Consider the following 23192-nt stretch of genomic DNA (forward strand, 5'->3'; position numbering starts at 1 on the left):
GCACAGCTCCACTAGCTCTACCGGTACCAGTTCTACCGCCCTAGTAACAGCAAGCGCCTAAGCACAGACCTGGGCCTTTGAGCTGTATCTATCCTATGTCGTCAGCCCATACCGTCAATCATCTTATGCCCTGAGCTAGATGTGATAGGAGCCGAAATCACGCCAGCCGCTTCCAGCACAGCGGCAACCCGCAGGAGTAGCGCTTCGTTATATGGGGCAGCAATCAGTTGCACCCCCAAAGGCAGTGCCCCCGGACGGTGAATGGGCACCGACAACACTGGTAAACCAATAAAAGAAATCGGTTGTGTGTAGAGCCCTAGATTGGGACGGGCCAGCACCTCTTCACCATCTAGGACAATTTTCTCTTGACCAATCAGAGGCGCAGAGCAAGGTGTGGTGGGAGCCAGAATCACATCAACGCTCTCAAATATCTGTCGCACCTGCGCCTGATACCAGCGCCGAAAGCGTTGGGCCTGGATGTACCAGGGTGCAGGAATCATCGTCCCTGCCAAAAAGCGGTCGCGGGTTGCTGGGTCAAAATCGCCGGGCCGCTTGCGCAGATTGGCAAAATGCAGATTGGCACCCTCGCAAGCTGTGATCACGTAGGCCGCTGCCCGGGCACGATGGGATTCTGGCAGAGTCACCTGCTTTTGAACGCCCAAAGCCTGTGCCACTTGGGCTACCGCAGCAAAGGCTTCTGGCTGTCCACCTTTAGCAAAATGACCATCGGCAACGGCAATACGCAACCCTTTAATATCTTCAAGCTGCGGGCCTTGAGCTAGCTGGGGTAGGCATGGTTCAGGCGGACGGGTCGAGCAAACTGGGTCAGCCGGATCCGGCCCGTGCAGAATATCAAACGCCACCGCGATATCGCGCACCGACCGGGCAAAGGGACCAATGTGGTCGAGGCTGGCCGCAAACAGAAACGCTCCTGCCCGCGACACTCGGCCATAGGTGGGCTTTAGGCCAAAGATGCCGCACAAAGCTGCGGGAACTCGAATTGAGCCATTGGTATCGGAGCCGAGAGTCAACGGCACCAAGCCACCTGCCACCGCTGCCGCCGATCCACCGGAAGAGCCACCTGCGACGCGGGCTAGATCGTGAGGGTTGTGGCAGGGACCATAGTGCGCATTTTCCGTGGTGAAGCCATAGGCATACTCATCCATATTGAGCGCGCCAACCAGAACGGCTCCCGCTTGCTTGAGCGCTCTGACGGTCGTGGCGTCTTGAGTGGCAGCAGGCTTCTCAGCTTCGATCTTGGCTCCAGCCAGAGTGGTCAGACCTGCAACATCTAATAAATTCTTGACCGCAAAGGGCACTCCTGCCAGTGGACCTGGATCCTGACCAGCAGCAATCATTTGATCGATTTCGACAGCTCGGGCTAAGGCTGCCTCGGCAGTAACCGTTGTAAAACAATTGAGGGCTTTATCCTGCGCTGCAATTTGCTCTAGAGCCGCCGCAACTACTGACTTAGCGCTCAGCTCCCCGGCACGTACGGCAGTTGCAATGGCAATGGCATCGGCATGTAGGTTCATGGCTCAAATACCGGCGCAGCTTCAATCTCTTCAGGCAGGGGAAACTCTAGCACCAGTTGCGCAATCGCGGTGGTTCTGGCAAAGTTGCCGATCACACCGGGGCGATATTCTGGCGTGATTGGCAGCTCCAATAACTGGGCCATCAAGTCTACATACTCCCCAGGCTCAAAAGCAGTTGGGTTCTGCGGCATCGCATCTCTCATACAGCAATCACACGACCACCCTGCATGATGCCAGAGGGCCTGCTGAGGCAGGGTTATATCTGGCACTTTTCCTGTTTGGCTTCTCTGCTATGGCTGAAAGGACGAGGAAACCTCGCCCCTACCCACGACAACAGATTGCGGTAGAGACAAGACTTTTAACCCTACCCATACAACAGATCACGGTAGGGGCGAGGTCTCCTCGCCCTGGTCCTAAGCTGCAACTGCTCCAGATTGTTCGATTCCGGGGTAGCGTTCTTCGATTTCAGCTAGCCGTTTCTCGATTTCGGGGCGGCGTTCTTTGATTTCGGGGTAGCGTTTTTCGATCTCGCTTACCCGTTTCTCGATTTCGGGGTAGTGTTCTTTGACTTCGACTCCCCGTTCTAGGCTTCCGGGGTAGCGTTCTTCGATTTCGGCTAGCCGTTTCAGGATTCCCTGCCCCTTCCAAGATTTTGGGTTATCTCATCAACAAGATCACGCACCACTGTAAGACAGCTTACCCGCACCTATCAAAACAAACAGAGCCTTGTATGCGAAGCTACTAAGCTTAAGCTGCACTTTAATCCAGAGCTTTAATTCAAAGCTTTAATCCAGGGGCACAGTAGGCACTTGTACCAACGTTCTGAATGCACAATTCAGTTCTCTTAAATCAGGCTTCTTCAATAAGCTTTTTGCAGAACACATTTTGGAATACATTTAAGAACTAGAAGACTGCATTAGCAGAGTCTTAATCAAAGTACCCTTGTGGGTAATAGGGTCTGTCCTCGTGATCTGTGTAAGGTAATAACTACCTCTGCCAAAGCTCCACAGCGGGTGAAGTCCTGTGAAAGCTTTTCATGGGGTTAAAGCTAGCTGTAACGGAATATGTCTTAAGTTTCGATACTTCTAGGAGTTGACGATGAAAAAATCCTGATTACAAAATACAGCTTATGGAGGTTACTCCTTATCAGCTGTCAATTAACTGGCCAGCCTCAACGCACCCTTAGCGTTCTGGTTGCATCAATTACTCATTGACGACTCGAATGGTTCAGTCCAGGTCATGCATACTACCGAGATCAAAATCATGTTGCACCTCATTAACAGCCCTTACTCAAGTTCCCGCCATGACTATCGCGACCACCAACCAACTCGAACGGTTAGACGACCACTTTTTCCATGACTTTGAACAACACTTACTGTTTCAAGGCGTGATCGAAAGCTTCATTGACGGTATTTTGATTTTGACTGAGCAGGGTAGACTGATCCACACCAACGAACCAGGCCGTCGCATCTGCTGCCAACTCGCTCAGAGTTTAGCTCAGCCCATCCCGATTCCTCCAGTTATTTGGCAAGTCTGCCAATCTTTAATTGAGAGTAGCTCTACCAATTCACAGGCTGTTCTGGAAACTGAGATTTTAAATGGTCGTTCAACAGCTTTCCGCCTTCGAGTTCAATGGCTGCAACTCGACCAAGCCAAACAGCGCCTGATCCTCGTGACTCTAGAAGACTGCTACGGTTCTGCCCAAAACCGACTGCTGGCAGACGCGCACAAATACGGCTTAACCCCACGGGAGACTGAAATTTGGCTGCTGTACCGAGCTAACCACACCTATAAAGAAATCGCTGCTAGCCTGTTCATCACGATCAACACAGTCAGAAAGCACATGAAGAACATTCACCTCAAGCGTAAAACTGATTGTCCCTTAGCGGTCTGACTTTCTAGCAGGCCAAACCTCTAGCAGGCCAAGTCTCTAGCAGGCTAAGTCCCTAGCACGCCAAGTCTCTAGCAGGCTAAACCTCTGGAACACACATCACTACAAACTTGACAAAGCGCAGGACTGGTCCTGCGCTTTGTTTTTGCTGTGGCTAGGGCAGCTATGCTGTGTTGTCATGAGCTAAACTCACGAGCTAACTTTCACTAGCTAACTTTGTCAGGCTAACAAGTACATCAACGGGTACCTGACAATCCAGTAAAAGCATTTATACAGCGCCCCTGAAAACGCAACTAAAACGCAACTAAAGCGCAGCTAAAGAGGAGTGAAAACCAACTAGCTAAGAGTACATCATTGGGTACTGCCAGCCTACAAAGCAAACTCCTATATTAGGTTTAACGAGGCAAGGGAAACGAGATAAACAACTTACTCACAAACCCTTCCTCCTTCTGGCAACCACTCAACAAGCTAATCAGTTAACTACTAATTAGTTTAGCGAGGCCAGAAACAGTTAACCCTCTATCTACTTCAATGGAGAAAATCATGTCTACACGTTCTAACACTCGCTTTGTTGCTCTGTCTGTTCTGTCTGCTCTGATTACTCTGTCAGCTGGTGCGGCTAAAGCGGATACCCAAGTTAACAACGCTAACCAAACCTCGACTCAGATTCAGAATGCTTCAGGTGCTTTTATCAACCAGAGCGCAGCGAATAGCCAATCTCTAAACCAAATCCAGACCGACTTGTTCGGCTTCCCCTTCTTCCCGGTTCTTGATGCTCAAACCAACACCGCCAACCAAGCCAGCGGGCAAGGTCAAGGCGCTACGGGAGTCGGCATCAACCAGGCAGGTTCTAGCGCGCAAGTTCTGGTTCAAGATCAGCTCTCTCCTTAGTCTGAGTGCAGGACTCAATGAGTCCTAGGGTTTGGGACCTGCGGTCAACTGGCCCAGGTCCTTGCCTTCAACCCAAACCACGCGCTGAGAGGAGGGGGGAGCTAAGCTTGCCCCCTCTTTACTATTTGTCCATGATTATTGCCGTGCCGTCGCCCGTGTCGTTATGGGTTCAGGTCTAGAAGCTTGAGAAGCTTGCATCTATCCAGATTTCATTCGCCACTCTTTCGTCGCTTTTACCAATTCTCTGAATGAGAGCTACCAATCAAAACCCCGCTGCCTACGGCACCTCCCCTTGCTAAGGGGAGGCTGGGAGGGGTCGAATCTGTAGCGATTCAAAAGTGAGTTGGTATTTTCCCCCGCTCACACAAACTTGCGTCTCATTGAGGAGGAACTCCTATGCGTTTATGTCCCTTATGGCAACGAGTTGGTAGCAGTCTTTTAAGTGCCAGTGCCTTGTGCTTAGCGACAACGCCAGCTTGGGCTCTAGAGCCTAGTGATATTGGCACCATTACGGTTGTGCCTATCGTACAAACCCAGGTTAGCGTGCCAACCAGTGTGCTCACTCAAGTGGGTAATTCTGGTCAACTCGCCACGGTTATGCAGGAGATTCAGCAGCTGCAATGGGCCTTGCCCGTTACTAGCCCAATCGCTATCTCTGGTCCTTACATTCCAACGATGAATATCAGCCCAGTTGTGCAGACCCAGGTTGCAGTACCCACATCCGTTATCACCCAAGTTCAGATACCTGCGCTTTTATCCCCCTGAGCCTGAAACCTGGAATCTAAAACTTGAACGTTGGTTTGAACGCAGTAGGCTCGGTCGGTAGATCGTGAAGCCAGTCCAGGCAACCCCTGCCGACCCTGCTTATTTCTTGAGTCATCAATCTCTAGAAAATTCCTAAAAATTCAGCAATGGAAGAAAGCAATGCACATCGCCACTGGTTTAATTCTGGGTTCTTTCTGTTTGCTCATTCCCTTGACGGGCTGGGCTCAAAACTATTCATCTAGCCAAATCTCTAATTCACAAACTTCAATAACGCAGAACCAATCAAGGCCAAATCAATCAATACAAAATCAATTCAGTCAGCAAACCAATTCTCATTCAGCACAAACGTCCTCACAACAGTCCTTGCAAGAGACGGCAATTCGCCTAAGCCGGGAGGATTTGCAACAACCGGCAATTCTTGAAGTACAAACCTCGGGCCGCTGGTTACAAGGCACAGTTGCAATCAACGGTCAGACAGTCGCCAATCTCAGCCAACCCAGAACCACAATTCGCCTCAATCGCTGGCTACGTCAAGGCACACAGCGCATTGATATTAGCGGTCGCTACGGTTCCATTGATCACTCGCTTCAGATTCAATTCAGAGCCGGTGGCACTGTCACAAGCCAGCAAACCCGGGGCACTGGTTCATTTAGACAAACGCTAAGGCTGATAGTGTCCAAGCGCTAAGCTTCAACCTGCTAAGCCTTGCCATAACCACAACCACCACAACCTAACGCTCCATAAAGAGCCATCCAGTCTACAAAATTAGCGCTCACAACCTTTCCAATGCTAGTGATTTCTTAGGGGAGCCATGAAAACCTCGCGCCGCTTAATTTATTTAGGGGCCGCTACAGTTCTGCCATTGACCATACCCACGCTAGTCAAAGCTGAAATTAAAGCTGAGACTCAGCCAGTACCATCCAATTTTGCCGATTTTGAGTTGGCCAACAGTAGTGCTGCCAATTCGGAACCTAACCGCGAGGAAAAAGCTTTAGACTCTTCAGCTTCCCGTTGTCCAACATCGGCGGCGTCAAACGCTGGCCCAGCGCCAAGGTCAAACGCAGGGCAGGCTACACCACCGACCATCTCACACCTAGCGGCTGACCTGCTACCAATTAGTAGCTCCTCGGTCTCCCAACCCCCTTGTCCCTCGCCTACTTCCCAGGTTCAGGCTTCAGCCCGACCTACTCAAGCCCGATCTACTCAAGCCCGACCTACTCAAGCCCGACCATCCCAAACGCAAGCAGCTCAAACGCAAGCGGCTCAAGTCAGCGCTCCTAGCCAGCTTCGCCCGCAGCGCCCAGCTCGCCTGCAAATGACTCCATCCATCTCCGCCTCCCCTGCACCCGTCCAGGCCACTCAACCCACTCAACCAAGCAATCCAAGCCCTAAGCCCCAAGCCCTAACGCTCCAACCGCCAACTCCCGAAAACCAAGACGAGCCCTTCTTGCTGGCCCAAACCACCAGCGATGTACAAGCGGGCTTAGCCGCTGTGCAGAGTATTACCCTGACCGAAGCACTGGCACTAGCAACGCAAAACAACCGTGACTTGATGCAGGCCAAGCTAGCAGTCGAGGATGCTAGGGCCAGAGTGCGTGAAGTTCGGGCAGCGCTCTATCCCAGGCTAAGTGCCGAGGCCAGTCTCACCGCAACCAATCCCTACCTGGAAAACCACATTCAACGCCGACGGGTGCTCACCTCGGTTCCAGCCGTGATTCCCACCACGCAGGGCAATCTTCCCCTAGTGCTCAACATGGCAACGACGGTGCAAAAGGTCAAAACCTCCAGCAGCGACGATATCAATACCAATTTGGGCAGCTCACTTTCGATTAACTACGACCTGTTCACAGGCGGTGCGCGTACTGCCAACATTCGCATTTCCGAGGAGCAATTGCGCATCGCTCAGCTCAATTACGACCGTCTGTTGCAGCAGGTACGCCTGGATATCAGCAATGCCTATTACGACATCCAGCAAGCCAATGAGCAAATTCGCATCGCCCAAGAGCCCGTTCGCAGTGCCCAACAGAGTTTGCGAGATGCTCAAGCGCTGCATCAAACTCGTGGTGGCAGTCAATTCGATGTGCTGCGAGCCAGAGTTCGCTTAGCCAATGCTCAACAGGAGCTGATTCAGGCGCAGGCGCAACAATTGGTCAGTCGCCGCAACCTCGCCCAACTGCTCAACCTGTCCCAATCTCTCAACCCAACACCAGCTGACCCTGTGCAGATGGCGGGCGATTGGCAGCTCAGCCTGGAAGAGAGCATACTCAAAGCCTTCGCCAATCGCCCTGAGCTAGAGCAACAACGCATTGAAGCGCAGATCGGCGACGAACGTGAAAAGCTCGCCAAGGCTCAGCTTAGCCCTCAAGTCAGCCTGTTTGGCACCTACAGCATTCTGAATCAATTAAATCAGTCCTACGGCTTTACTGATGGCTTTGCCGTAGGCGCTAAAGTCCGTTGGGAACTGTTCAATGGCTTTGCAACCCAAGCTCGAGTGCAGCAAGCCCAGCTCGACCGGCAAATGGCTGAGAATCTCTTTGCCCAAGCCCGCGATCAAATTCGCTACAGCGTTGAGCGCTCCTATATTGTCTTGCAGTCCCGTCGTCAGCAGCTGCGTACCGCCCAGATCACCCTGGAACAGGCTCAAGAAAGTTTGCGCCTAGCCCGCGAACGCTTTAAAGCACGGCTTTCAACCCAGCTTGATGTGATCAACGCCGAGCAGGAATTGACGCGAGCCGAGAGCATCCGGACTCAGGCCATCCTGGGCTATAACCGGGCCTTTATTGCCCTACAACGTGCAGTCAGTAATTTATAAGCTCCTCACTCTTTGCCTAATTATTTACCAATACAAAACCGGCTGAAGATCTGGTCGAGCACCGACTCTGTGACCTCTTCGCCAGTGATCTCGCCCAAGGCCCGAACCGCCTGCCGCAAATCAATCGTCCAGAAGTCCAGAGGCAACTGTTGCTGAATCGTCTCGCGCACCTGCTGCAAAGCCTGTTGAGTGTGGGTGAGCGCCGCCGCCTGACGCTGGTTGATTGCCAGGTCCAAATCAGCAGCTTGCAATTGACCAGAATTGACACTGGCCAGGATTGCCTGCTCCAAATCTTCTAAGCCTCGATTGTGAGCAGCAGCTATACTCACCCGGCTCTCAGGCTCTGGCGGTAAAGCCAGTTCGGTCACAGGCCGCAGGTCGGTTTTGTTAATCACCAGGATTAGCGGACGTCCAGCAGCTAAGTCGTAGAGCGCTTGATCTGCCTCGGTCCAACCCGCCTGCGCATCGATGACTAGCAGTACCAAGTCAGCATTTTGAGCGGCCTGTCGGGAGCGCTCAACCCCGATCTGCTCAACCCGGTCCTCGGTGCTGCGAATGCCTGCCGTGTCTAGAACTTGCACCGGAATGCCACCAACCACCAAGCTGGACTCGACCACATCACGGGTCGTTCCCGGCAAATCGGTGACAATCGCCCGCTCGCTGCGGCTCCAGGCATTGAGCAGGCTAGATTTACCCACATTGGGGCGACCGATAATTGCAATCTTGAGGCCAGAGCGTAGCAGTTCTCCCCGATCGGCAGTGCTCAAGATTTGCCCAACCTCAGTGCTCACTTGCTCGATTTGGGCCACTACCCAGCACTCATCTAAAGGCGGCAGATCGTCTGCAAAGTCAATTCGGGCTTCCACTTCCGCCAGAATCTCCAACAGGTTCGCCCGCAATTGCCGGATGGGATGGGCTAATTTCCCCTGCAAACCGACCACCGCTGCCTGCGCTGCTTGAGGCGAACGAGCCCCGACCAGATCGGCCACACTCTCGGCCTGGGTGAGATCAATCCGGCCATTGAGAAAGGCACGCAGAGTAAATTCGCCCGGTTGGGCTAAGCGCGCCCCTTGGCGTAAACACAGTGCCAAAACCTGCTGCACCGCCATGATGCCCCCGTGGCAGTGCAGTTCCACAACATCTTCCCGCGTAAAAGAGCGGGGTGCCCGCATCAGCAGCAGCAAAGCTTCGTCAATCAGATGCCCGTTGTCTTGAATCTGCCCATAGAGAATGCGATGACTCTCCCAAACCTGCTGACCCGGAGCTTTAAAAATTGCCCGTCCAATCGCTTCAGCCTGCGGCCCTGAGAGGCGGACAATGCCGACGCTACCCTGCTGGGGCACAATCGCAGTCGCAATGGCAGCAATCGTTTCGGTCATAGCAAGCAGCACTTAAAAAAGCTGACAGAACCCTTCTTCTGCCAGCTTAGCGATTTGTCGGTGTAAACCTGAGGTTGTTGGTTTGCTGGGATTAACTTGCAACCTGCTTGCAACCCAACTTGCAACCTGCCTGTGATTTGTCTAGAGCTGGTTAGGCTTTCAAACTTCTCTAAGCCTAACCAGCTCAATCTAAAAGCACTTAGCCCGCTACATTGCCTGCTACATTAACCTGGCTGGTATCTACAACTCGGGTGCCATCGACCTTACAGGCAGCCTTGTGAATGCGCTCTAGGGTTGCGGCATCGGGTGCAGAGCCTTTAAACAAAATCGTGCTGCCGTTTTGAAGAATTTCTAGCTCACTGATTTCTTGAATTTCCGGGTCCTGGTCCAGCACCACCGCTACTCGCTTCGCTAAGCCCACGGGATCGTACTCACCCTCAACCCCCATAAATTCTGGCGGTGGCGGTGGTTGATGCATCCCTGCTTTTTCACGCAAGTTCATATCATATTGGCCCGTCAAACCTGGCCCCATTTGGCCACCCTTGTCTGACTCAGATCCCTTGCCACCATCGAGAGAAACATCCTGTTCCGGTCCAAGAACTCGTTGTAACCAGCTCATTGTCCCTACCTCTGCCAAGCGTTTGTATCTTCTATTACAGATTCATAGCGCTAAAGAAACATCCACCTTGAGAAACTTTCTTCGGTTAGATCTTTGGCAAGATGCAATTAGCCGAGCTTGGATCTAATAGTTGCCAGACGACAAAAATGGGGAGCCAACATGCTCCCCTCTTTTCTTAGCTCAACCTATAAGGTGCAGTTAAGACGATGCAATCAGCCAACAGTGACTTGACTGGTATCAACTGCCGTTGCACCATTGACGCTGCGAGCAACTTCAGCCATGCGGCTAAGGATGGCCTGCTCGGGTACAGAACCCTTTAGCACAACAGTGGTGCCAGTTTGAGCAACGTAGAGGGTGTCGACATCAGTAATCTGAGAGTCGTCATCAAACGCAGCAGCAACGCGCTTGGCCAGACCACTCTGGTCGTATTCACCATTCAAGCCCATACGCTCGGGGGGAATGTCCTGGCCAGCATCAGCTTGAGCGGCGCGAGGAGCAGCAGTAGCAGCAGGCTGCTGAGCCGTTGTGGTTTGTTGTTGGTTGCCTTGATTGCCCCGACCAATGCCAAACAGTCTTTGTAAAAAACCCATAATCTAACCTGCCTAATGGACGTGGTTTACATCGTCCATTTCACATTGGTTAGATTGAATTGCCATCTCCCTTACGAGATGGACCTTCAGTTAGAGAAGCTTAAACAGGGCTAGTTTTGGCAGCCTAAGAAGACCAAAACTAGCCCTGCACATTCAATAAGTCAGCAATAAATCAGTTAGAAGAACCAGCCGTAACTGTGCAAGCCTTTGCCTAGCAAGTTAACGCCCAGGTAGCAAATCCAGACGACTAGGAAACCCGTACTGGCTAAAATCGCTGGGCGTCTACCTTGCCAACCTTTGGTGATGCGAGCGTGCAAATAAGCAGCAAAAACCAGCCAGGTGATTAAGGCCCAAGTCTCTTTGGGATCCCAGCTCCAGTAGGATCCCCAGGCTTCATTGGCCCACACACCCCCAGCAATAATGCCAATGGTTAGCAACGGAAAGCCCAGACCAATCACGCGATAGCTAATGTTATCCAGCGTGTCAGCTAAGCTCAGGCGTTGCAAGCTCAAGGCTGGGCTCTGGTCACCTAATTGGCCGGATGACTGGCTGAGTGACTGGTTAGGGAGGTCTAGGACTAGGGTGCCACCATCGCTTACTAAGCTATTGCTTAGGCCATGGCTGGCTGGGCTATTAGCTCCTGAGCTATTGATAGCTAGGGCATTGCTTGCTAGCTTCTCGCTCCCAGGTTTAGCAGAGTCATCAAGCGGCTCACCCTTACGCACCATGCGGAAACCGCCACTGCCTACAGAACTACCCTTGAGCTCGATAGCCTGACCTCTTGTGACTACCAGAAAAGCAATCGCCATTAGGCTACCGACCATCAGGGCAGAGTAGCTGAGCATCATCACGGTGACATGCATCATCAGCCAGTTTGACTTGAGTGCTGGTACCAAGGGCGATGACGTTTGCATATCGGCGGGCAAAGTCAAGGCGGCGAAAGCTGTGATTGCCATGGCAACTGGAGCTGTGACCACGCCCACCAGACGGCTGCCACTCATGTTCTCCGCTAGCAGATGGATTGTGGTGATGCCCCAGACCAGAAAGAACAGAGATTCATAAAGATTGCTCAGGGGAAAGTAACCCGCCTCGATCCAACGAGCGGTTAGTAATCCCGCAATTACAAGATTGGCAACGACCATGCCAGCAGTGCCCAGCTCACCGAGGGCTGGCAGATTCTTAAAGGCTGCGCCACACCAGTACACCAGCATGGTGAGGAACAGAACCACAAATGCTGTGTTGTCCAGCAGGCTCTGGAGTTGAACCAGATCCATACGTCTCTCCGGAAGCTTGCGCTGTATGAGTCCGTCTCTATCCTAAGGCGCTGAGTTGTCCATCCAGTGCCGGAACTTGTTTCTGGTGCGCTTTGGTCGCAAATAATCCTGTGCCGCGAACGGCATCAAGGAATGCAAACACAGCCGGACTGTGCAAGGCGTTTGCCAGGATCGCCACACCAATCACCCGTTCGAGATGGCCGGGTAAGGACAGAGCGGCAACGCCCTGAGGCAGGGGTTCGGTAGCCAAGCGGGGCATAATTGCCACCCCTAACCCTTGAGCCACCATACCCAGAATGGTCGAATCTTCTTTGACTCGGTAGCTAACCTTTAGGGAATGTCCTGCGGTGGCACAGTGCCTCAAGATCAAAGGCGTGCAGCCATCGCCGGTGGACAGAATGAACGAGTGTGCGGTCAGCTCCTCCCAGGTGAGCTGACCGGAGGTAGGCAGCTCTGGCTCTCGGATCAAGACGACATACTCGTCCCGAGTAATTTCCCAGAAGTCGAATTCATCAGAGTTCGGCGCGTAGGTTAAACCAATATCTGCTCGGCCCTCGCGCAAGACCTGATCGACCTCATCGTAGTCATCTCTCTCGATAATCGAGACAGCAATATGGGGAAAGCGGCTGCGAAATCGAGCGATAACAGGTGGCAGCAAATGCGTAGCGGCACTTCGGAACGAAGCCACACACAAGGTTCCGCCCAGCAGACCTTTTTCTAGGGTGGCTTCATGGCTGATATCGTCCAGCAGTTGAAGCACCTTGTGGGCATGCCGAATAATTCGCTCCCCGACTCCGGTCGGGTGAGCCCCATGGCGACCACGAGATAATAAAGACACCCCCAGTTCGTCCTCAAGGCTGGCAATGGCATGACTCACTGCTGACTGGGAAATATTGAGCGCTAACGCTGCTTCCGTGAAATTCCTGTGCTCGGCTACTGCTACCAATGCCTGGAGCTGAGAAATTTTCATCAATCTTTCCTGTGCCTTAGACGCTATCTATTTTACTCATACATCCCAAGCATTTCTTGGATGGATCTTAAAGCAGTTAGTTCCTATATTGAATATATAGATACGAACAACACAAAGTACAAAACAAGGTAAGTTCAATGCGTTTAGCAGTGACCAACACAGCTATCTATAAAGCTCGTCAACCTCGCCGTTCCTGGTCTCTATTATCCATCCTAAAAAGTGTTTGTCAACGCCTTCTAAACAGTCTAGTTGACCAGGATGAACTGAAGGTTTGGGAAGACAGTGATCGTGATGGCAATGCTTGCTGGTATGTCTACGATCGGCGTTCTGAGCGGCATCTAAGCTTTGCTTCTGAAGCAGAAGTGCGCACCTGGATTGAGCAGCGCTATTACAGTAACTCCTATTAGAGTTCTCAGTAGTCAAGTAGATCTGCAAGCAATGCTGAGCTATTGACTAGAACTCTATGGATGATCCAATAATCTACTGTCTGCCGTTAAGACGGCACAAAGTTAGCAATGCCCGCCCGTGCAGGTTGAATACAAGGGAAGACCACTTGAGCGGTCTTCCCTTGTATTGTGTTTTAGCTTGTATTTTTTGGGTGATTTAAAAACAGCTTTCAAAAACAGCTATTGAATATCAACAATCACTGGCGTGTGATCACTGGGTTTCTCAAGTTTTCTAGGAGCTACATCAATCGTGCAAGCTGTTGCCCTTTGATACAGGTTTGGGGTGAGATAGTGATGGTCAATCCGCCAACCTCGGTTGCGTTGAAAGGAGCCAGAGCGATAGTCCCACCAGCTAAAATGACCCGCCTCAGCCGTGAATTTGCGAAAAGCATCAGCGAACCCCAGCTCTAGAACAGCCCGTAAGGCTTGGCGTTCAGGGTCCGAGGCCATGATGTGATTGCTGCGATTCTTGGGATCATGAATGTCTCGGTCTTCTAGGGCAATATTGAAATCACCACAAATCAACAGATCTTGATCGGGTAAAAAGGCTTGCAGATATTGACGTAAGGTTTGCAGCCAGCGCAATTTGTACTGATATTTGTCGCTGCCAATTTCCGAGCCGTTGGGCACATAGAGATTAACAATGCGGATGCCTTCCAGCACGCCGGTAATCACTCGTTTTTGCACTTCCAACTCATCAGGCACAGACTCACCCAGAACCGGCACAAATCCTGTACTCACTTCAGTTAGCGGGGTTCGGCTGAGCAGAGCTACACCGTTATAGGATTTTTGACCGCAGAAGTAAGCCTGATAGCCTAGCTCGGCGAAACTCGCTTGCGGAAAATCAGCATCAACGACTTTGGTTTCCTGCAAACAGAGGACATCGACAGGATTTGCCTGTAACCACTGGCTGACATGAGCCAAGCGAGTCCGAACTGAATTAACGTTCCAAGTAGCAATTCTCATGAATTTAGGTTTGCCGTAGCACCATAAGGCCAGGGGTAAGGACGCAGCTGTTGTTCACAGCGATAGATATTAAAAACCTGGATGTCAGCTCCGCCACGGCGGATTGTAATACGGCCCAAGTGCGTCATCGCCGCGAAATAATCCTGGTAGCGGCTTAAGCTCTCTAAGTTGCCTTCATACAGCTCGGAGGTGACATATAAGGCGCTTTTGCCGAGCCACTGCTGCGCCTGACTCCAATAGGCAAAACCGCGAGGATCAACATCAAAGCAGGTAATCGGTTTGGTAAACAGCGGCGCTAAAGCCATCGCTACATAACCGCTTAAGAAAAACCGATTGGTGAATACAAAGTCAGCTTTAGCTAGTTCTGCACTGAACTGAGGCGACTGGGCAAAACCTTGGCGCAATTGTTGGATATCAGTGAGCTGAATCGAAGCGTCTGACTGCACCGGCACCCAGCCACCCAACAGAGCTTGATCGCCATCCTTCTGCAAAAGTCCAGTGTTGACGTGCAGCAGAACAACTGTGAACAGCAGGACGATGCTCACGCCTGAACCCCACAGCCAATAGTGAACTCGCTGGGGTGTCTTTTCCTGTACCTGCGCCACCCAAGCACCGAGCAGCAGCGTTGCCCCCCAGAAACCCGGCATGTGCCAACTGGGCAGGACTGGACGGTAGCCCCCTAGCAGCGTAAACCCCAAGATCAGCGGCAGCGACACCCATAAAATCAAGCTTTGCTTTTGTTGAATCAGGGACTGGTGAGCTGAGTAGTTGTGGTTCTTTTTAGCGAACCCACTCGGAACTATCCTCCAAAATGCCGTGCGTAAACTCACCCACCACAAGGGAAAACCGAAAGTGGGAAATAAGCAACCGATGCCAACTAAGAAGGTTCCCAGCAGTCTTTCAGGGTTGTAAGCTGCCTCAGGAATGGCCCTGGTTGCCTGAAAGCGGAAAGATACCCAGTCGTGTTGAATATTCCACAGCCACACGGGGGTCAAAGCGCTCAAAAATAGCACGACGGCTAAGGCTGTCCAGGGGGATTTTAAGGCGGAGCGGTGGTTTGAACTGGTGAGGCAAAACGCCACCAAGCCCAGACCCAAAATGAAACCGTGGTACTTGCCCAAACAGGTCAAACCCAGCAATAGACCCAGTCCCACTAGGCGATAGCTGGGCCGATAGATAGCAGAATGAGCGAAAAACTCATTGACCGCTAAATAGAGGCTGGCACTCCAAAAAAACAGTAGTGGCGTATCCGGCAAGGTCAAAACGCCAAAGCCAACTTGAAAAAAAGGAATGACGGTTGCAATCGCTAGCGTGAGCGTTGCTACTTTGTTGGAAAAAAGCTTTTGGCTCGTGAGATAGAGCAAATACAGGCTGGCTGTATAAAGCAGCAGCGTTCCCAAGCGGATGGTGAACTGTGAGACTTCACCGGTCAGCCAGGGACCCAAACCCGTAGTGAAGGCAACTAGCGGCGGGTGATCGAAATAGCTCAGTCGGGGATTGAGACTGTATGCGAAGTAGTAAGCCTCGTCAAAACCGGGCGGCAACCAGGCCGCAATTGCGGCTCGAAGCACCAGCCCCCAACCGAGCAGAAACACCCATCGATTCATGATTATTGCAATTCAATCTGAGCCAGCGACTCCCTCAATTGAGGAGCCCTTACCCCTCTGCAATGCCAGCACTGGGGCACAGAGAAGCCAATTCACAGATACCACAGTTCGGTTTGCGGGCATTGCAAACCGCTCGCCCGTGGTAGATCAGCCGAATCGACCAATTCTCCCAATCTTCTTGAGGCAGCAATTTCATCAAATCGCGCTCAATGCGAATGGGATCTTGGTAATCTGTGAGCCCCAAGCGACCACTTAACCGTTTGACGTGCGTGTCCACGGTAACGCCTGCATGAATATCGTAAACGTAGGCCAGAACCACATTGGCAGTTTTGCGGGCTACACCGGGCAGCTTCAGCAGGTCTTCCATGCGATTGGGCAGCTTGCCGTTGAAGTCTTCCAAGATCATGTGGCAGGCGGCCCGGATATTCTTGGCTTTGTTGCGATAGAAGCCTGTCGAGCGCACCAGGCTTTCTAGTTCTTCAGGATCGGCATTAGCCAGAGCTTGAGCATCTGGAAAACGCGCAAACAAAGCGGGCGTCACCAGGTTGACCCGTTCGTCAGTACATTGGGCTGAAAGAATCACAGCCACCAGCAACTGCACAGGGGTTTCATAGTTGAGGGTGCAGGGCGCTTCGGGATAGAGACGCTTAAGCTGCATCAAGATCTCTAGCGCCCGCTGCTTCTTAGCGGCGAGCTTACGGGCAACGGCCATGCTTAAGGAACACTACCAGGGGCAATCAGCATCAGGGTGTCTTTGATGATCAGAAACACGCCCAAGCCTAGTAGCATGACCAGCCCTGTCTGCATCACGCCAGCTTGAATGGTCTCCGGAAGGGGCTTACCACGAACCGCTTCCACCAACAGAAATGACAATTGGCCGCCATCTAACGCCGGTAAGGGCAGAATGTTGATAATCGCCAGGTTGATGCTGATGGCTGCGGTGATCGTGAACAGTGTGCGCCAGTCGTTTTGGGCATAGCGAGAGGCATCAGCCACAATGCGCACGGGACCGCCAAGTTGGTCTGCCGTCTCACTGAAGTTGCTCACCAAGCGCCCTAAGCCCTGCAAAATGCCAAGCGTCTGCCGTTGGTACTCGTTGGTGGCTTGACTAAATAGCTCCCCCAGGCTTTGGGGACGGCGGTACTGCACAATCGCGTTCGGGCCAATCACGACCCCGATCCGATAAGTATCGTCTACCCGCTGCGGCTGAACTGTCAGGTCCAGGACCTCATCGCCCCGCTTGACGCGTAGGGGCAGGGGTTTCTCGCCATTGGACTGGATCAGCTGGGTGAATTGCTGGCTGACCTGCTCAGAGGCTCCCAATTCTTGATCTCCAGCTTGCAGCACAATATCGCCGGCTTTTAGGCCAGCCTGTTGAGCTGCCGAAGGTGTCTCAGCACTAACTGTGGTCTGCTGAATCGTAATCCCTGGCTGCTGAACGCCAACGGGAACGCCGACAAAGCCGACTTGGGTTACTAGGACGATATAAGCGAAAAGTAAGTTAGAGATCACACCCGCACTGATCACAATCGCCCGGTCCAGAATTGGACGATTCTTTAGCAGGTCAGGGTCGTTGGCAGGAATAGTACTGTCAGGGTCATCGTCTGGAAAACCGACATAGCCACCCAAGGGAAACCCCCGCAGCGCATACTCGGTCTGCTGTCCCTGGTACTTCCAGAGAATAGGCCCAAAGCCAATCGAGAAGCGGTTAACGTGGATCCCCTGCCAGCGAGCTGCCAGAAAGTGACCCAGTTCATGAACCACAATCAGCAGAGCTAAAACCCCAATCGCCGCCAGAATGAACATAGCCAACCAGTAAGTGTCTTCTTAATCTTACTGAGCCAGTGGGTTCTTGCTTTCGGTTGCCCGTACCCGGACCTCTTGCCCCCACCTGAAATCGAGATTAGAATTGCCGAAAATGGTTAATTCCAAGCCAGCTTTTCTCCGTTTGCTGTTGGATTTAGCCAGGGCCAGGCCAGAGAATCTAGACAAGAAAAAGCAGCCCGTTTGTCTCGGCAGGCTGCTCCCGTGGTTCATCGTTCGTTGTCTCTAAACATAGGAAGTCACCCGAGCTTGCTGTACGATTCCGCAGCAGCACTCTGGTACTGATCCTTACTGCAGATAGTGTAACAAGAGATACGACCGGATAGCAAAGAAAATTTACGTCTCCTGACTTTTCACCCGATTGGGTTGTCCCCAGATCACAGTCTGCGAGCGGTAGGTGATCATGCCGGGCCGAAACCCTTTCAGTCGCAGCACATCGGACGGGTGCACGTAGACCACTGGCACCTGTTCACTCTGCCGCGCTCGGCTGTGATAGGCAGCTACATCAGCCGCTGCCTTGAGGTCGGCCTCGTCAGGAACCTGCCCAGGTTCCAGGCGTAACAGCACATGGCTACCGGGAATCTCCTGAGCATGAAACCATAGGTCATAGTCAGTTGCGATCTTAAAGGTCAGCAGGTCGTTCTGGCGGTTATTGCGTCCGACCAGAATTTCTAGGTTGCTAGGCGTGCGGTAATGGTGAAATTCGGCAGTCGAGCTAGGTGTTCCTTTGGCCGGTCGGTAGTCAGGATCTTCTAGATAGTTCTGCTGAATGAGTTCCTCGCGGACTTCGTCTAGGGCTAGTCGGTCAGCCTTCTCGGTCCCCAGTTGTTGAACCGCAGCTTCGACCTGCTCCAGATACTGGATCTCTTCGTCCACTTGAGCGAGCAGAGGCTCGACAGCCTCGCGGGCACGGCGGGCCTTTTGATGCCGTTTGTAGAGCAACTGGGCGTTCTGCACCGCGTTGCGCTCTGGATCTAAGGGAATGGCTATCGGTTCGCCGGTTTCAAAATCCTGAAGCACGATTTGAGTCAAGCCCGGTTGCCACTCCTGCAAATGGGCCATGAGCAGATCGGCTTGGGTCTTAATCTCGTCAGCCCGGTCAGATTGACCGAGGCGATCGTGAAAGGTTTGCGCTTTGGTCTGCAGCTTACTTAAACGGTTGCCGAGCACCTGAAGCACTTGGGCACGACGCTGGGTTAAAGTTTGAGTCGCGACTTCATGCTGATAGTAGCTATTTAGCAGGGTCTGGACATCGGGAGTCGGGCCGCGCAACTGCCAGCCCAAGACGGTGTAGCCCGTTGCTGTTAAACCGGGCGTAAACTTGCGGGTTTCTAGAGCGGTTAGCCAATCGCGCCAGGCAGCAAACAGATTCTGCCACTGCTCGGAGCTCAGGTCAGCCGTTGAAGTTTCCGGTTGGCACCTGGCCTCACGGATCAGCGACAACACCAAAGGCGAGCTCAAACCTCGGTAAGGTTGCAGCAAGTTGCGCTTGAGCGGCCCTGGCACTAAAGCCACACGCTCCTGCCAGCGCTCAAAAGACTCGTTGAGGCTGGGCATGGTAGCTGTGAGCGCCGGCGGCAGTTCGTAGGGACGCCCAGTTAGCACGGGCCGAACGCTTGACTGCTTCTCGCTCACCTGATGGGCCACGCTGACCACCAGACCCTGAGCATCGACCAGCACTAGATTGCTGTACTTACCCATGATTTCGGCGTAGAGATGGCAAATCACCGAGTCCCCAGGCCGACGGGCAAATTGTAAGTCCAAGACGCGCTCCCAGGGAGCTGCTAGTTCCAGAGATACCAGCGCTAAACCATTGAGAGCATGGCGCAACTGCTCGCTAAAGGTAAAGGTGTCGGGGGTACGCGGCGGTGGATCGCCCAAGTGTAGCCGCGCAAATTGAGGATGCCAGGATAGGGTCAGCCAACCTCGGTTCTGCAAGGTGCGCAAGCCTAACGCCAAGGTGGTGCGATCTAGCTGATAGACCTGCTCAAGCCGGGCGGGTAGCCAAAGCTGACGCAGTTCTTCGACAGCGGCAACCAATGTAGTGAAATCGACGGCTTGCAAGGGCTTAGCTCAGCGTAAAGTGAATATTCCAGGCTGGAAAGTGGCAAGTATGACCTGAAACAGCACAAATTGGCCTATTTCAGTCATTTTCTGACTTGTTGACCTCTAAAGATTCTCGATACCATAGAGGTCAAATCAGAAGTTAAGTTTTTATAAGCTTCCCACCCATATGAAGGTATGCCATGGACAACATCCGGCTGATCAACATCGGGTTCGGGAACATTGTGTCTGGCAACCGCGTGGTAGCAATTGTTAGCCCGGAATCCGCTCCTATCAAGCGTATCATCAGCGATGCTCGCGATCGGGGTCAGCTAATCGACGCGACCTATGGCCGTCGCACCCGTGCTGTGATCATTACCGACTCTAGCCATGTAATTCTTTCAGCCATCCAACCTGAAACTGTGGCGAACCGCTTTGTCATCGGCAAAGACAGTCACTCAGACGAGTAGAAGTCTCCTGTTTATTGGCTCCATTTCTACAAACCGGCGGGATCTATAGCTCGGGCTCCTTAGCTGTGGATATCTGGATATCTAGAGCCCAGACACACAAATTCCAGACCAATACCCAGTCAATACATATAGATAACGACAGGCTCATCAACCCGGACAACCCCCATCCTCACTCCCATTTTTAGACACTGAGAGGTGACTTTGGCACCACGTTTGGCAGCAAGTTCGGCACCAGGCAAACTCATCGTTCTCACAGGCCCTAGTGGCGTTGGCAAAGGGACCCTTCTCAAAGCCCTGCGCCAAAAACACCCAGACCTCTTTGTTTCCATCTCTGCCACCACTCGCGCCCCTCGTCCTGGCGAAGTTCACGCCCAACACTACTACTTCCTCAGTCGAGAGCAGTTTGCCGAGTGGGTCGAGCAAGGCGAGTTTCTAGAGTGGGCGGAGTATGCGGGCAACTGCTATGGCACGCCTCGACAGCCGGTGTTGGAGCGGGTGGAGCGAGGCGAGAAGGTGGTGCTAGAGATCGAGCTAGAGGGAGCGCGGCAGGTGGCCAAGAGCTACCCACAAGCGTTGCGCATCTTCGTGCTGCCACCGTCTTGGGAAGAACTGGAACGCCGTCTGCGCTCTCGCGGTCAAGACTCTGACATCGCGATTGCCCGACGGCTTGCCCGGTCGCGAGAGGAGTTGCGTGCTGCAGCTGAGTTTGATGTGCAGTTAGTGAATCAAGAGCTTGAGAGCGCCCTTCAGCAACTAGAGGACATTGTCTTTGCCACGCCTCTGTTGTTGTCCTCCCATAGCTAAGGCTTGGGTAGATTTTGAACTTGGGTAATCTTAGGCTCAGGCAATTTTGAGTGGGGCCGAGTGATTGCCCAGCAAATCAGTCAAGCAGTGAGAGTACAGCAAGCAGTTGGCTCAAAGCTGCCTTAACGAGCGACCATCTGCTGCTGCCAGACCTGGTCTAGCTGGATCATACCTTGGTGTAGAAGGGACTCCAGAACCCTCTGCAACCCCTCTAGCTGGGGTAACTTGAGCCAGATATTTATGAAGTGTTCTTGCTCTACCTGAGCGACCTCATGAGGCAGCATATTAGGTGAGGTCCAGGCCGGTTGCAGCAGGTCTTGCCGCTTTGAATGTATTTGTTTTAACAATTGCTGAACGGCTTGGACATGAGTTTCTAAAGCTCTGACATTGCTCAAGTCCTCTTCTTCGAGCATTGGCACAATCCAGCCAGAGCAATACTCCTGCAACCAGCTTATGTCTTCGCTGTAGAGCAAACCGGCCTGACGAGCCAACTCAAGAATTTGAACAAAGTTGATATATTGCATCGCCCCTGTGTCTACCTTTCTCAAGTTATAAGAATTCAAGTCGTAGGCAATTGAGACTGAACTACGGACTGACAATTGGCTAGCGCTAGAGGTTTGGCAACTTGATGTTTTCTGATCATTCATCCAAGAGATTGCTCTTCAAGTTCACATCTATTGACGAACATCTCTTGAATTCTCTATAACCTGTAGAGATTACAAGCTGAATCCTAGGCTTAGAATATCAGCTGATCTAGGTTGTGTCCAAGACATTGTAATGAATTAAGAATTTACTAAAACCTACGGATACCTAAGTTCTAAACGTTATGAAATTAGACAGTTTCAAGAAAGAGCACGTTCAGGAGCACAACAGCTTTACCGCCATCGTTTTACCACGGGCTGTTTCAGAATCCTGAAAGCACATACTCATTCTTTAAGCGCATTTGCGGCCATCAATTTTTAAAAGCGTTGAATTTTCGAGTATCTTGAGTGTTTAACAATACTGTATTATATAAAGTTTTTACGGTCGATTTAGAAAATCCGGGTGTAGGATCGGTGGCATGCGAGGCCAGATGGTGCTTCTAGTGCCCCGAAAAGGGAATATCCTCCGCAGTCCAGAGTCGCATTGGAAGAGCAAGAAATGTATTATCTCATCTCTAAAGTTTTAGAGCAGTTAACTCCGGTTTGTAAAAACAACCTGCGCAGGTTCAGATCCTAGAGCTGGATAGCAAAGTTGTGATGACACGGGTTCTGGTTGTAGATGATGATCTTGAATTCGCCGAGATTCTAAGGATCTTGCTGGAGGCAAGGGGCTATAAGGTTCAAATTGCCCAAGATGGCTTAGAGGCCCTAGACATCCTCAAGGACACAGTAGCGCCAGAACCTGACATCGTGGTTGCTGATGTAGCCATGCCTAACTGCAATGGCTTGGAGCTCTGCCGACAGGTTCGACAGTCGCCGGGGCTTGAGGTATTGCCCTTTATTTTCCTATCTGCTCGTACTTTGCCCCAAGATCGCGTGGCAGGTTTATTGGTGGGTGCTGACGATTATCTGACCAAGCCCTTTGAGACAGAAGAGCTGATTTTACGCATTGAAAAGCGGATGCAACGGGTGCAGCCCAATCTACCATCCGATTCAGAGTTTCTTGACAATGGCCAAACCCAAGTAGCAGTAGATGGTCCTGATCAAGCTAGAGAATTGGTCAATTTCTTGCTTGCACCAGGATCACCCATTGCTAAGCTGAGTACCGCTGAACGAGAGATTTTTTATTGGGTAACTAACGGTCTCAGCAATCGGCAAATTGCTGAGAAAATGCATCTTTCTATGCGAACAGTACAGGGGCATGTCGCGAACATCCGCGTTAAACTAAATCTGTCGAATCGGGGTGCCATTATTCAGTTCGCTCGTGAGCACCATCTAATCTAACTTTCAATAGTTTCCTGATCTTACTCATATCTCTTCTTTACACCTCTTTACACCGCTCCTTTATACCGAAGCCATAGGCCAAAGGGGTAAGACGATTCGGGCACAGCAGCTAAGACGTGAATAGAGTCTATTAGTAATCTCAGAATCAAGTTTGGAATTCAGCTTGGGGTCAACTTCGGGGTCAAACTCTACCTTGAATTCAGAACGAGGGTTAGCATCTAAACCCTGGCTTCTATCATCTGCATCAATCCCTTCTTTAGGTACTTCTCTGGGCACTTTTTTAGGCTATAGGCCGACACGTTAGTTCTTCTCAGAGAACCATTTTCGTGGTGCATCTCATCTACCTGTGCAATTCAGGTGTAAGACATCCTAGCTTTTAGG

The 23192-nt window shown here is 51.9% G+C and carries 22 protein-coding genes; 9 read left to right on the plus strand and 13 right to left on the minus strand.

The features are described from left to right. Positions 1–101: 101 nt before the first annotated feature. Entirely contained in the window at positions 102–1535 is a 1434-nt protein-coding gene (locus H6F94_RS11095) for an AtzE family amidohydrolase (protein ID WP_190802274.1), read from the minus strand. Further along, positions 1532–1726 carry a DUF4089 domain-containing protein gene (locus H6F94_RS11100; RefSeq protein ID WP_190802275.1) on the minus strand — a complete coding sequence of 65 codons (195 nt, stop codon included), beginning with the start codon at positions 1724–1726 and terminating at the stop codon, positions 1532–1534. Before H6F94_RS11100 ends, H6F94_RS11095 begins: the two co-directional genes overlap by 4 nt. Before the next feature lie 1112 nt (positions 1727–2838). Here H6F94_RS11100 and H6F94_RS11105 point away from each other — a divergent pair. The 5 genes from H6F94_RS11105 (at position 2839) to H6F94_RS11125 (ending at position 7894) form a co-directional block, all read left to right on the plus strand. Beyond that, positions 2839–3429 carry a helix-turn-helix transcriptional regulator gene (locus H6F94_RS11105; RefSeq protein ID WP_190802276.1) on the plus strand — a complete coding sequence of 197 codons (591 nt, stop codon included), beginning with the start codon at positions 2839–2841 and terminating at the stop codon, positions 3427–3429. Between the two features lie 540 nt (positions 3430–3969). Next, the gene (locus H6F94_RS11110; RefSeq protein ID WP_190802277.1) at positions 3970–4317 is read left to right on the plus strand and encodes a hypothetical protein; all 348 of its coding nucleotides are present in this window, start codon (positions 3970–3972) and stop codon (positions 4315–4317) included. 396 nt (positions 4318–4713) lie between these two features. Then, positions 4714–5082 (plus strand): hypothetical protein, encoded by a 369-nt coding sequence (locus H6F94_RS11115; RefSeq protein ID WP_190802278.1) that lies wholly within the window; start codon positions 4714–4716, stop codon positions 5080–5082. A 159-nt stretch (positions 5083–5241) separates the two neighbouring features. Continuing rightward, a complete protein-coding gene (locus H6F94_RS11120) occupies positions 5242–5769 on the plus strand; it encodes a hypothetical protein (protein ID WP_190802279.1) in 528 nt (175 codons plus the stop codon). A 124-nt stretch (positions 5770–5893) separates the two neighbouring features. Beyond that, a complete protein-coding gene (locus H6F94_RS11125; protein ID WP_190802280.1) occupies positions 5894–7894 on the plus strand; it encodes a TolC family protein in 2001 nt (666 codons plus the stop codon). Between the two features lie 20 nt (positions 7895–7914). Here H6F94_RS11125 and mnmE read toward each other — a convergent pair whose 3' ends face one another. From mnmE to H6F94_RS11150, 5 genes are all read right to left on the minus strand, one after another. Further along, entirely contained in the window at positions 7915–9273 is a 1359-nt protein-coding gene (mnmE, locus tag H6F94_RS11130) for a tRNA uridine-5-carboxymethylaminomethyl(34) synthesis GTPase MnmE (protein ID WP_190802281.1), read from the minus strand. A gap of 199 nt (positions 9274–9472) precedes the next feature. Continuing rightward, complete coding sequence (locus tag H6F94_RS11135) at positions 9473–9892, minus strand: BON domain-containing protein (protein ID WP_190802282.1); 420 nt, start codon at positions 9890–9892, stop codon at positions 9473–9475. A 212-nt stretch (positions 9893–10104) separates the two neighbouring features. Continuing rightward, a complete protein-coding gene (locus H6F94_RS11140; RefSeq protein ID WP_190802283.1) occupies positions 10105–10482 on the minus strand; it encodes a BON domain-containing protein in 378 nt (125 codons plus the stop codon). Between the two features lie 176 nt (positions 10483–10658). Continuing rightward, positions 10659–11756, minus strand: a complete 1098-nt coding sequence (gene ccsB, locus H6F94_RS11145) for a c-type cytochrome biogenesis protein CcsB (RefSeq protein ID WP_190802284.1) — start codon at positions 11754–11756, stop codon at positions 10659–10661. Between the two features lie 37 nt (positions 11757–11793). Then, a complete protein-coding gene (locus H6F94_RS11150; protein WP_190802285.1) occupies positions 11794–12726 on the minus strand; it encodes a LysR family transcriptional regulator in 933 nt (310 codons plus the stop codon). A gap of 137 nt (positions 12727–12863) precedes the next feature. On the opposite strand from H6F94_RS11150, the gene H6F94_RS11155 reads away from it, so the two are divergent. Then, positions 12864–13133 (plus strand): hypothetical protein, encoded by a 270-nt coding sequence (locus tag H6F94_RS11155; protein WP_190802286.1) that lies wholly within the window; start codon positions 12864–12866, stop codon positions 13131–13133. A 219-nt stretch (positions 13134–13352) separates the two neighbouring features. Here H6F94_RS11155 and xth read toward each other — a convergent pair whose 3' ends face one another. The 5 genes from xth to H6F94_RS11180 form a co-directional block, all read right to left on the minus strand. Further along, entirely contained in the window at positions 13353–14138 is a 786-nt protein-coding gene (gene xth / locus H6F94_RS11160) for an exodeoxyribonuclease III (protein WP_190802287.1), read from the minus strand. Further along, positions 14135–15745 (minus strand): ArnT family glycosyltransferase, encoded by a 1611-nt coding sequence (locus H6F94_RS11165; RefSeq protein WP_190802288.1) that lies wholly within the window; start codon positions 15743–15745, stop codon positions 14135–14137. Before H6F94_RS11165 ends, xth begins: the two co-directional genes overlap by 4 nt. 49 nt (positions 15746–15794) lie before the next feature. Then, positions 15795–16457, minus strand: coding sequence for an endonuclease III (gene nth / locus H6F94_RS11170; RefSeq protein WP_190802289.1), 663 nt, complete (start codon positions 16455–16457; stop codon positions 15795–15797). 2 nt (positions 16458–16459) lie between these two features. Beyond that, complete coding sequence (gene rseP / locus H6F94_RS11175; RefSeq protein WP_190802290.1) at positions 16460–17551, minus strand: RIP metalloprotease RseP; 1092 nt, start codon at positions 17549–17551, stop codon at positions 16460–16462. Positions 17552–17905: 354 nt separating this feature from the next. Further along, a complete protein-coding gene (locus H6F94_RS11180) occupies positions 17906–19633 on the minus strand; it encodes an Rqc2 family fibronectin-binding protein (protein ID WP_190802291.1) in 1728 nt (575 codons plus the stop codon). 182 nt (positions 19634–19815) lie between these two features. On the opposite strand from H6F94_RS11180, the gene remA reads away from it, so the two are divergent. Together remA and gmk are read left to right on the plus strand one after the other, a co-directional pair. Next, positions 19816–20082: an extracellular matrix/biofilm regulator RemA gene (remA, locus tag H6F94_RS11185; RefSeq protein WP_190802292.1), complete on the plus strand. Its 267-nt coding sequence runs from the start codon at positions 19816–19818 to the stop codon at positions 20080–20082. A gap of 195 nt (positions 20083–20277) precedes the next feature. Next, positions 20278–20886 (plus strand): guanylate kinase, encoded by a 609-nt coding sequence (gene gmk, locus H6F94_RS11190; protein ID WP_190802293.1) that lies wholly within the window; start codon positions 20278–20280, stop codon positions 20884–20886. 122 nt (positions 20887–21008) lie between these two features. On the opposite strand, the gene H6F94_RS11195 is transcribed toward gmk, so the two are convergent. After that, complete coding sequence (locus H6F94_RS11195) at positions 21009–21533, minus strand: hypothetical protein (protein WP_190802294.1); 525 nt, start codon at positions 21531–21533, stop codon at positions 21009–21011. A 591-nt stretch (positions 21534–22124) separates the two neighbouring features. On the opposite strand from H6F94_RS11195, the gene H6F94_RS11200 reads away from it, so the two are divergent. Continuing rightward, positions 22125–22811, plus strand: coding sequence for a response regulator transcription factor (locus H6F94_RS11200; protein ID WP_190802295.1), 687 nt, complete (start codon positions 22125–22127; stop codon positions 22809–22811). Positions 22812–23192 lie beyond the last annotated feature (381 nt).

It is taken from the genome of Leptolyngbya sp. FACHB-261, from assembly GCF_014696065.1.
Classification (GTDB): Bacteria; Cyanobacteriota; Cyanobacteriia; order FACHB-261; family FACHB-261; genus FACHB-261.

Bases quoted from the DNA above. Each gene is read 5' to 3' on its own strand.
- rseP (WP_190802290.1), bottom strand. From the start codon at position 17,551: ATGTTCATTCTGGCGGCGATTGGGGTTTTAGCTCTGCTGATTGTGGTT.
- H6F94_RS11200 (WP_190802295.1), top strand. From the start codon at position 22,125: ATGACACGGGTTCTGGTTGTAGATGATGATCTTGAATTCGCCGAGATT.
- xth (WP_190802287.1), bottom strand. From the start codon at position 14,138: ATGAGAATTGCTACTTGGAACGTTAATTCAGTTCGGACTCGCTTGGCT.
- H6F94_RS11110 (WP_190802277.1), top strand. From the start codon at position 3,970: ATGTCTACACGTTCTAACACTCGCTTTGTTGCTCTGTCTGTTCTGTCT.
- mnmE (WP_190802281.1), bottom strand. From the start codon at position 9,273: ATGACCGAAACGATTGCTGCCATTGCGACTGCGATTGTGCCCCAGCAG.
- H6F94_RS11095 (WP_190802274.1), bottom strand. From the start codon at position 1,535: ATGAACCTACATGCCGATGCCATTGCCATTGCAACTGCCGTACGTGCC.
- H6F94_RS11105 (WP_190802276.1), top strand. From the start codon at position 2,839: ATGACTATCGCGACCACCAACCAACTCGAACGGTTAGACGACCACTTT.
- H6F94_RS11135 (WP_190802282.1), bottom strand. From the start codon at position 9,892: ATGAGCTGGTTACAACGAGTTCTTGGACCGGAACAGGATGTTTCTCTC.
- H6F94_RS11120 (WP_190802279.1), top strand. From the start codon at position 5,242: ATGCACATCGCCACTGGTTTAATTCTGGGTTCTTTCTGTTTGCTCATT.
- H6F94_RS11150 (WP_190802285.1), bottom strand. From the start codon at position 12,726: ATGAAAATTTCTCAGCTCCAGGCATTGGTAGCAGTAGCCGAGCACAGG.
- nth (WP_190802289.1), bottom strand. From the start codon at position 16,457: ATGGCCGTTGCCCGTAAGCTCGCCGCTAAGAAGCAGCGGGCGCTAGAG.
- H6F94_RS11115 (WP_190802278.1), top strand. From the start codon at position 4,714: ATGCGTTTATGTCCCTTATGGCAACGAGTTGGTAGCAGTCTTTTAAGT.
- H6F94_RS11100 (WP_190802275.1), bottom strand. From the start codon at position 1,726: ATGCCGCAGAACCCAACTGCTTTTGAGCCTGGGGAGTATGTAGACTTG.
- H6F94_RS11195 (WP_190802294.1), bottom strand. From the start codon at position 21,533: ATGAATGATCAGAAAACATCAAGTTGCCAAACCTCTAGCGCTAGCCAA.
- H6F94_RS11125 (WP_190802280.1), top strand. From the start codon at position 5,894: ATGAAAACCTCGCGCCGCTTAATTTATTTAGGGGCCGCTACAGTTCTG.
- H6F94_RS11155 (WP_190802286.1), top strand. From the start codon at position 12,864: ATGCGTTTAGCAGTGACCAACACAGCTATCTATAAAGCTCGTCAACCT.
- ccsB (WP_190802284.1), bottom strand. From the start codon at position 11,756: ATGGATCTGGTTCAACTCCAGAGCCTGCTGGACAACACAGCATTTGTG.
- remA (WP_190802292.1), top strand. From the start codon at position 19,816: ATGGACAACATCCGGCTGATCAACATCGGGTTCGGGAACATTGTGTCT.
- H6F94_RS11165 (WP_190802288.1), bottom strand. From the start codon at position 15,745: ATGAATCGATGGGTGTTTCTGCTCGGTTGGGGGCTGGTGCTTCGAGCC.
- H6F94_RS11140 (WP_190802283.1), bottom strand. From the start codon at position 10,482: ATGGGTTTTTTACAAAGACTGTTTGGCATTGGTCGGGGCAATCAAGGC.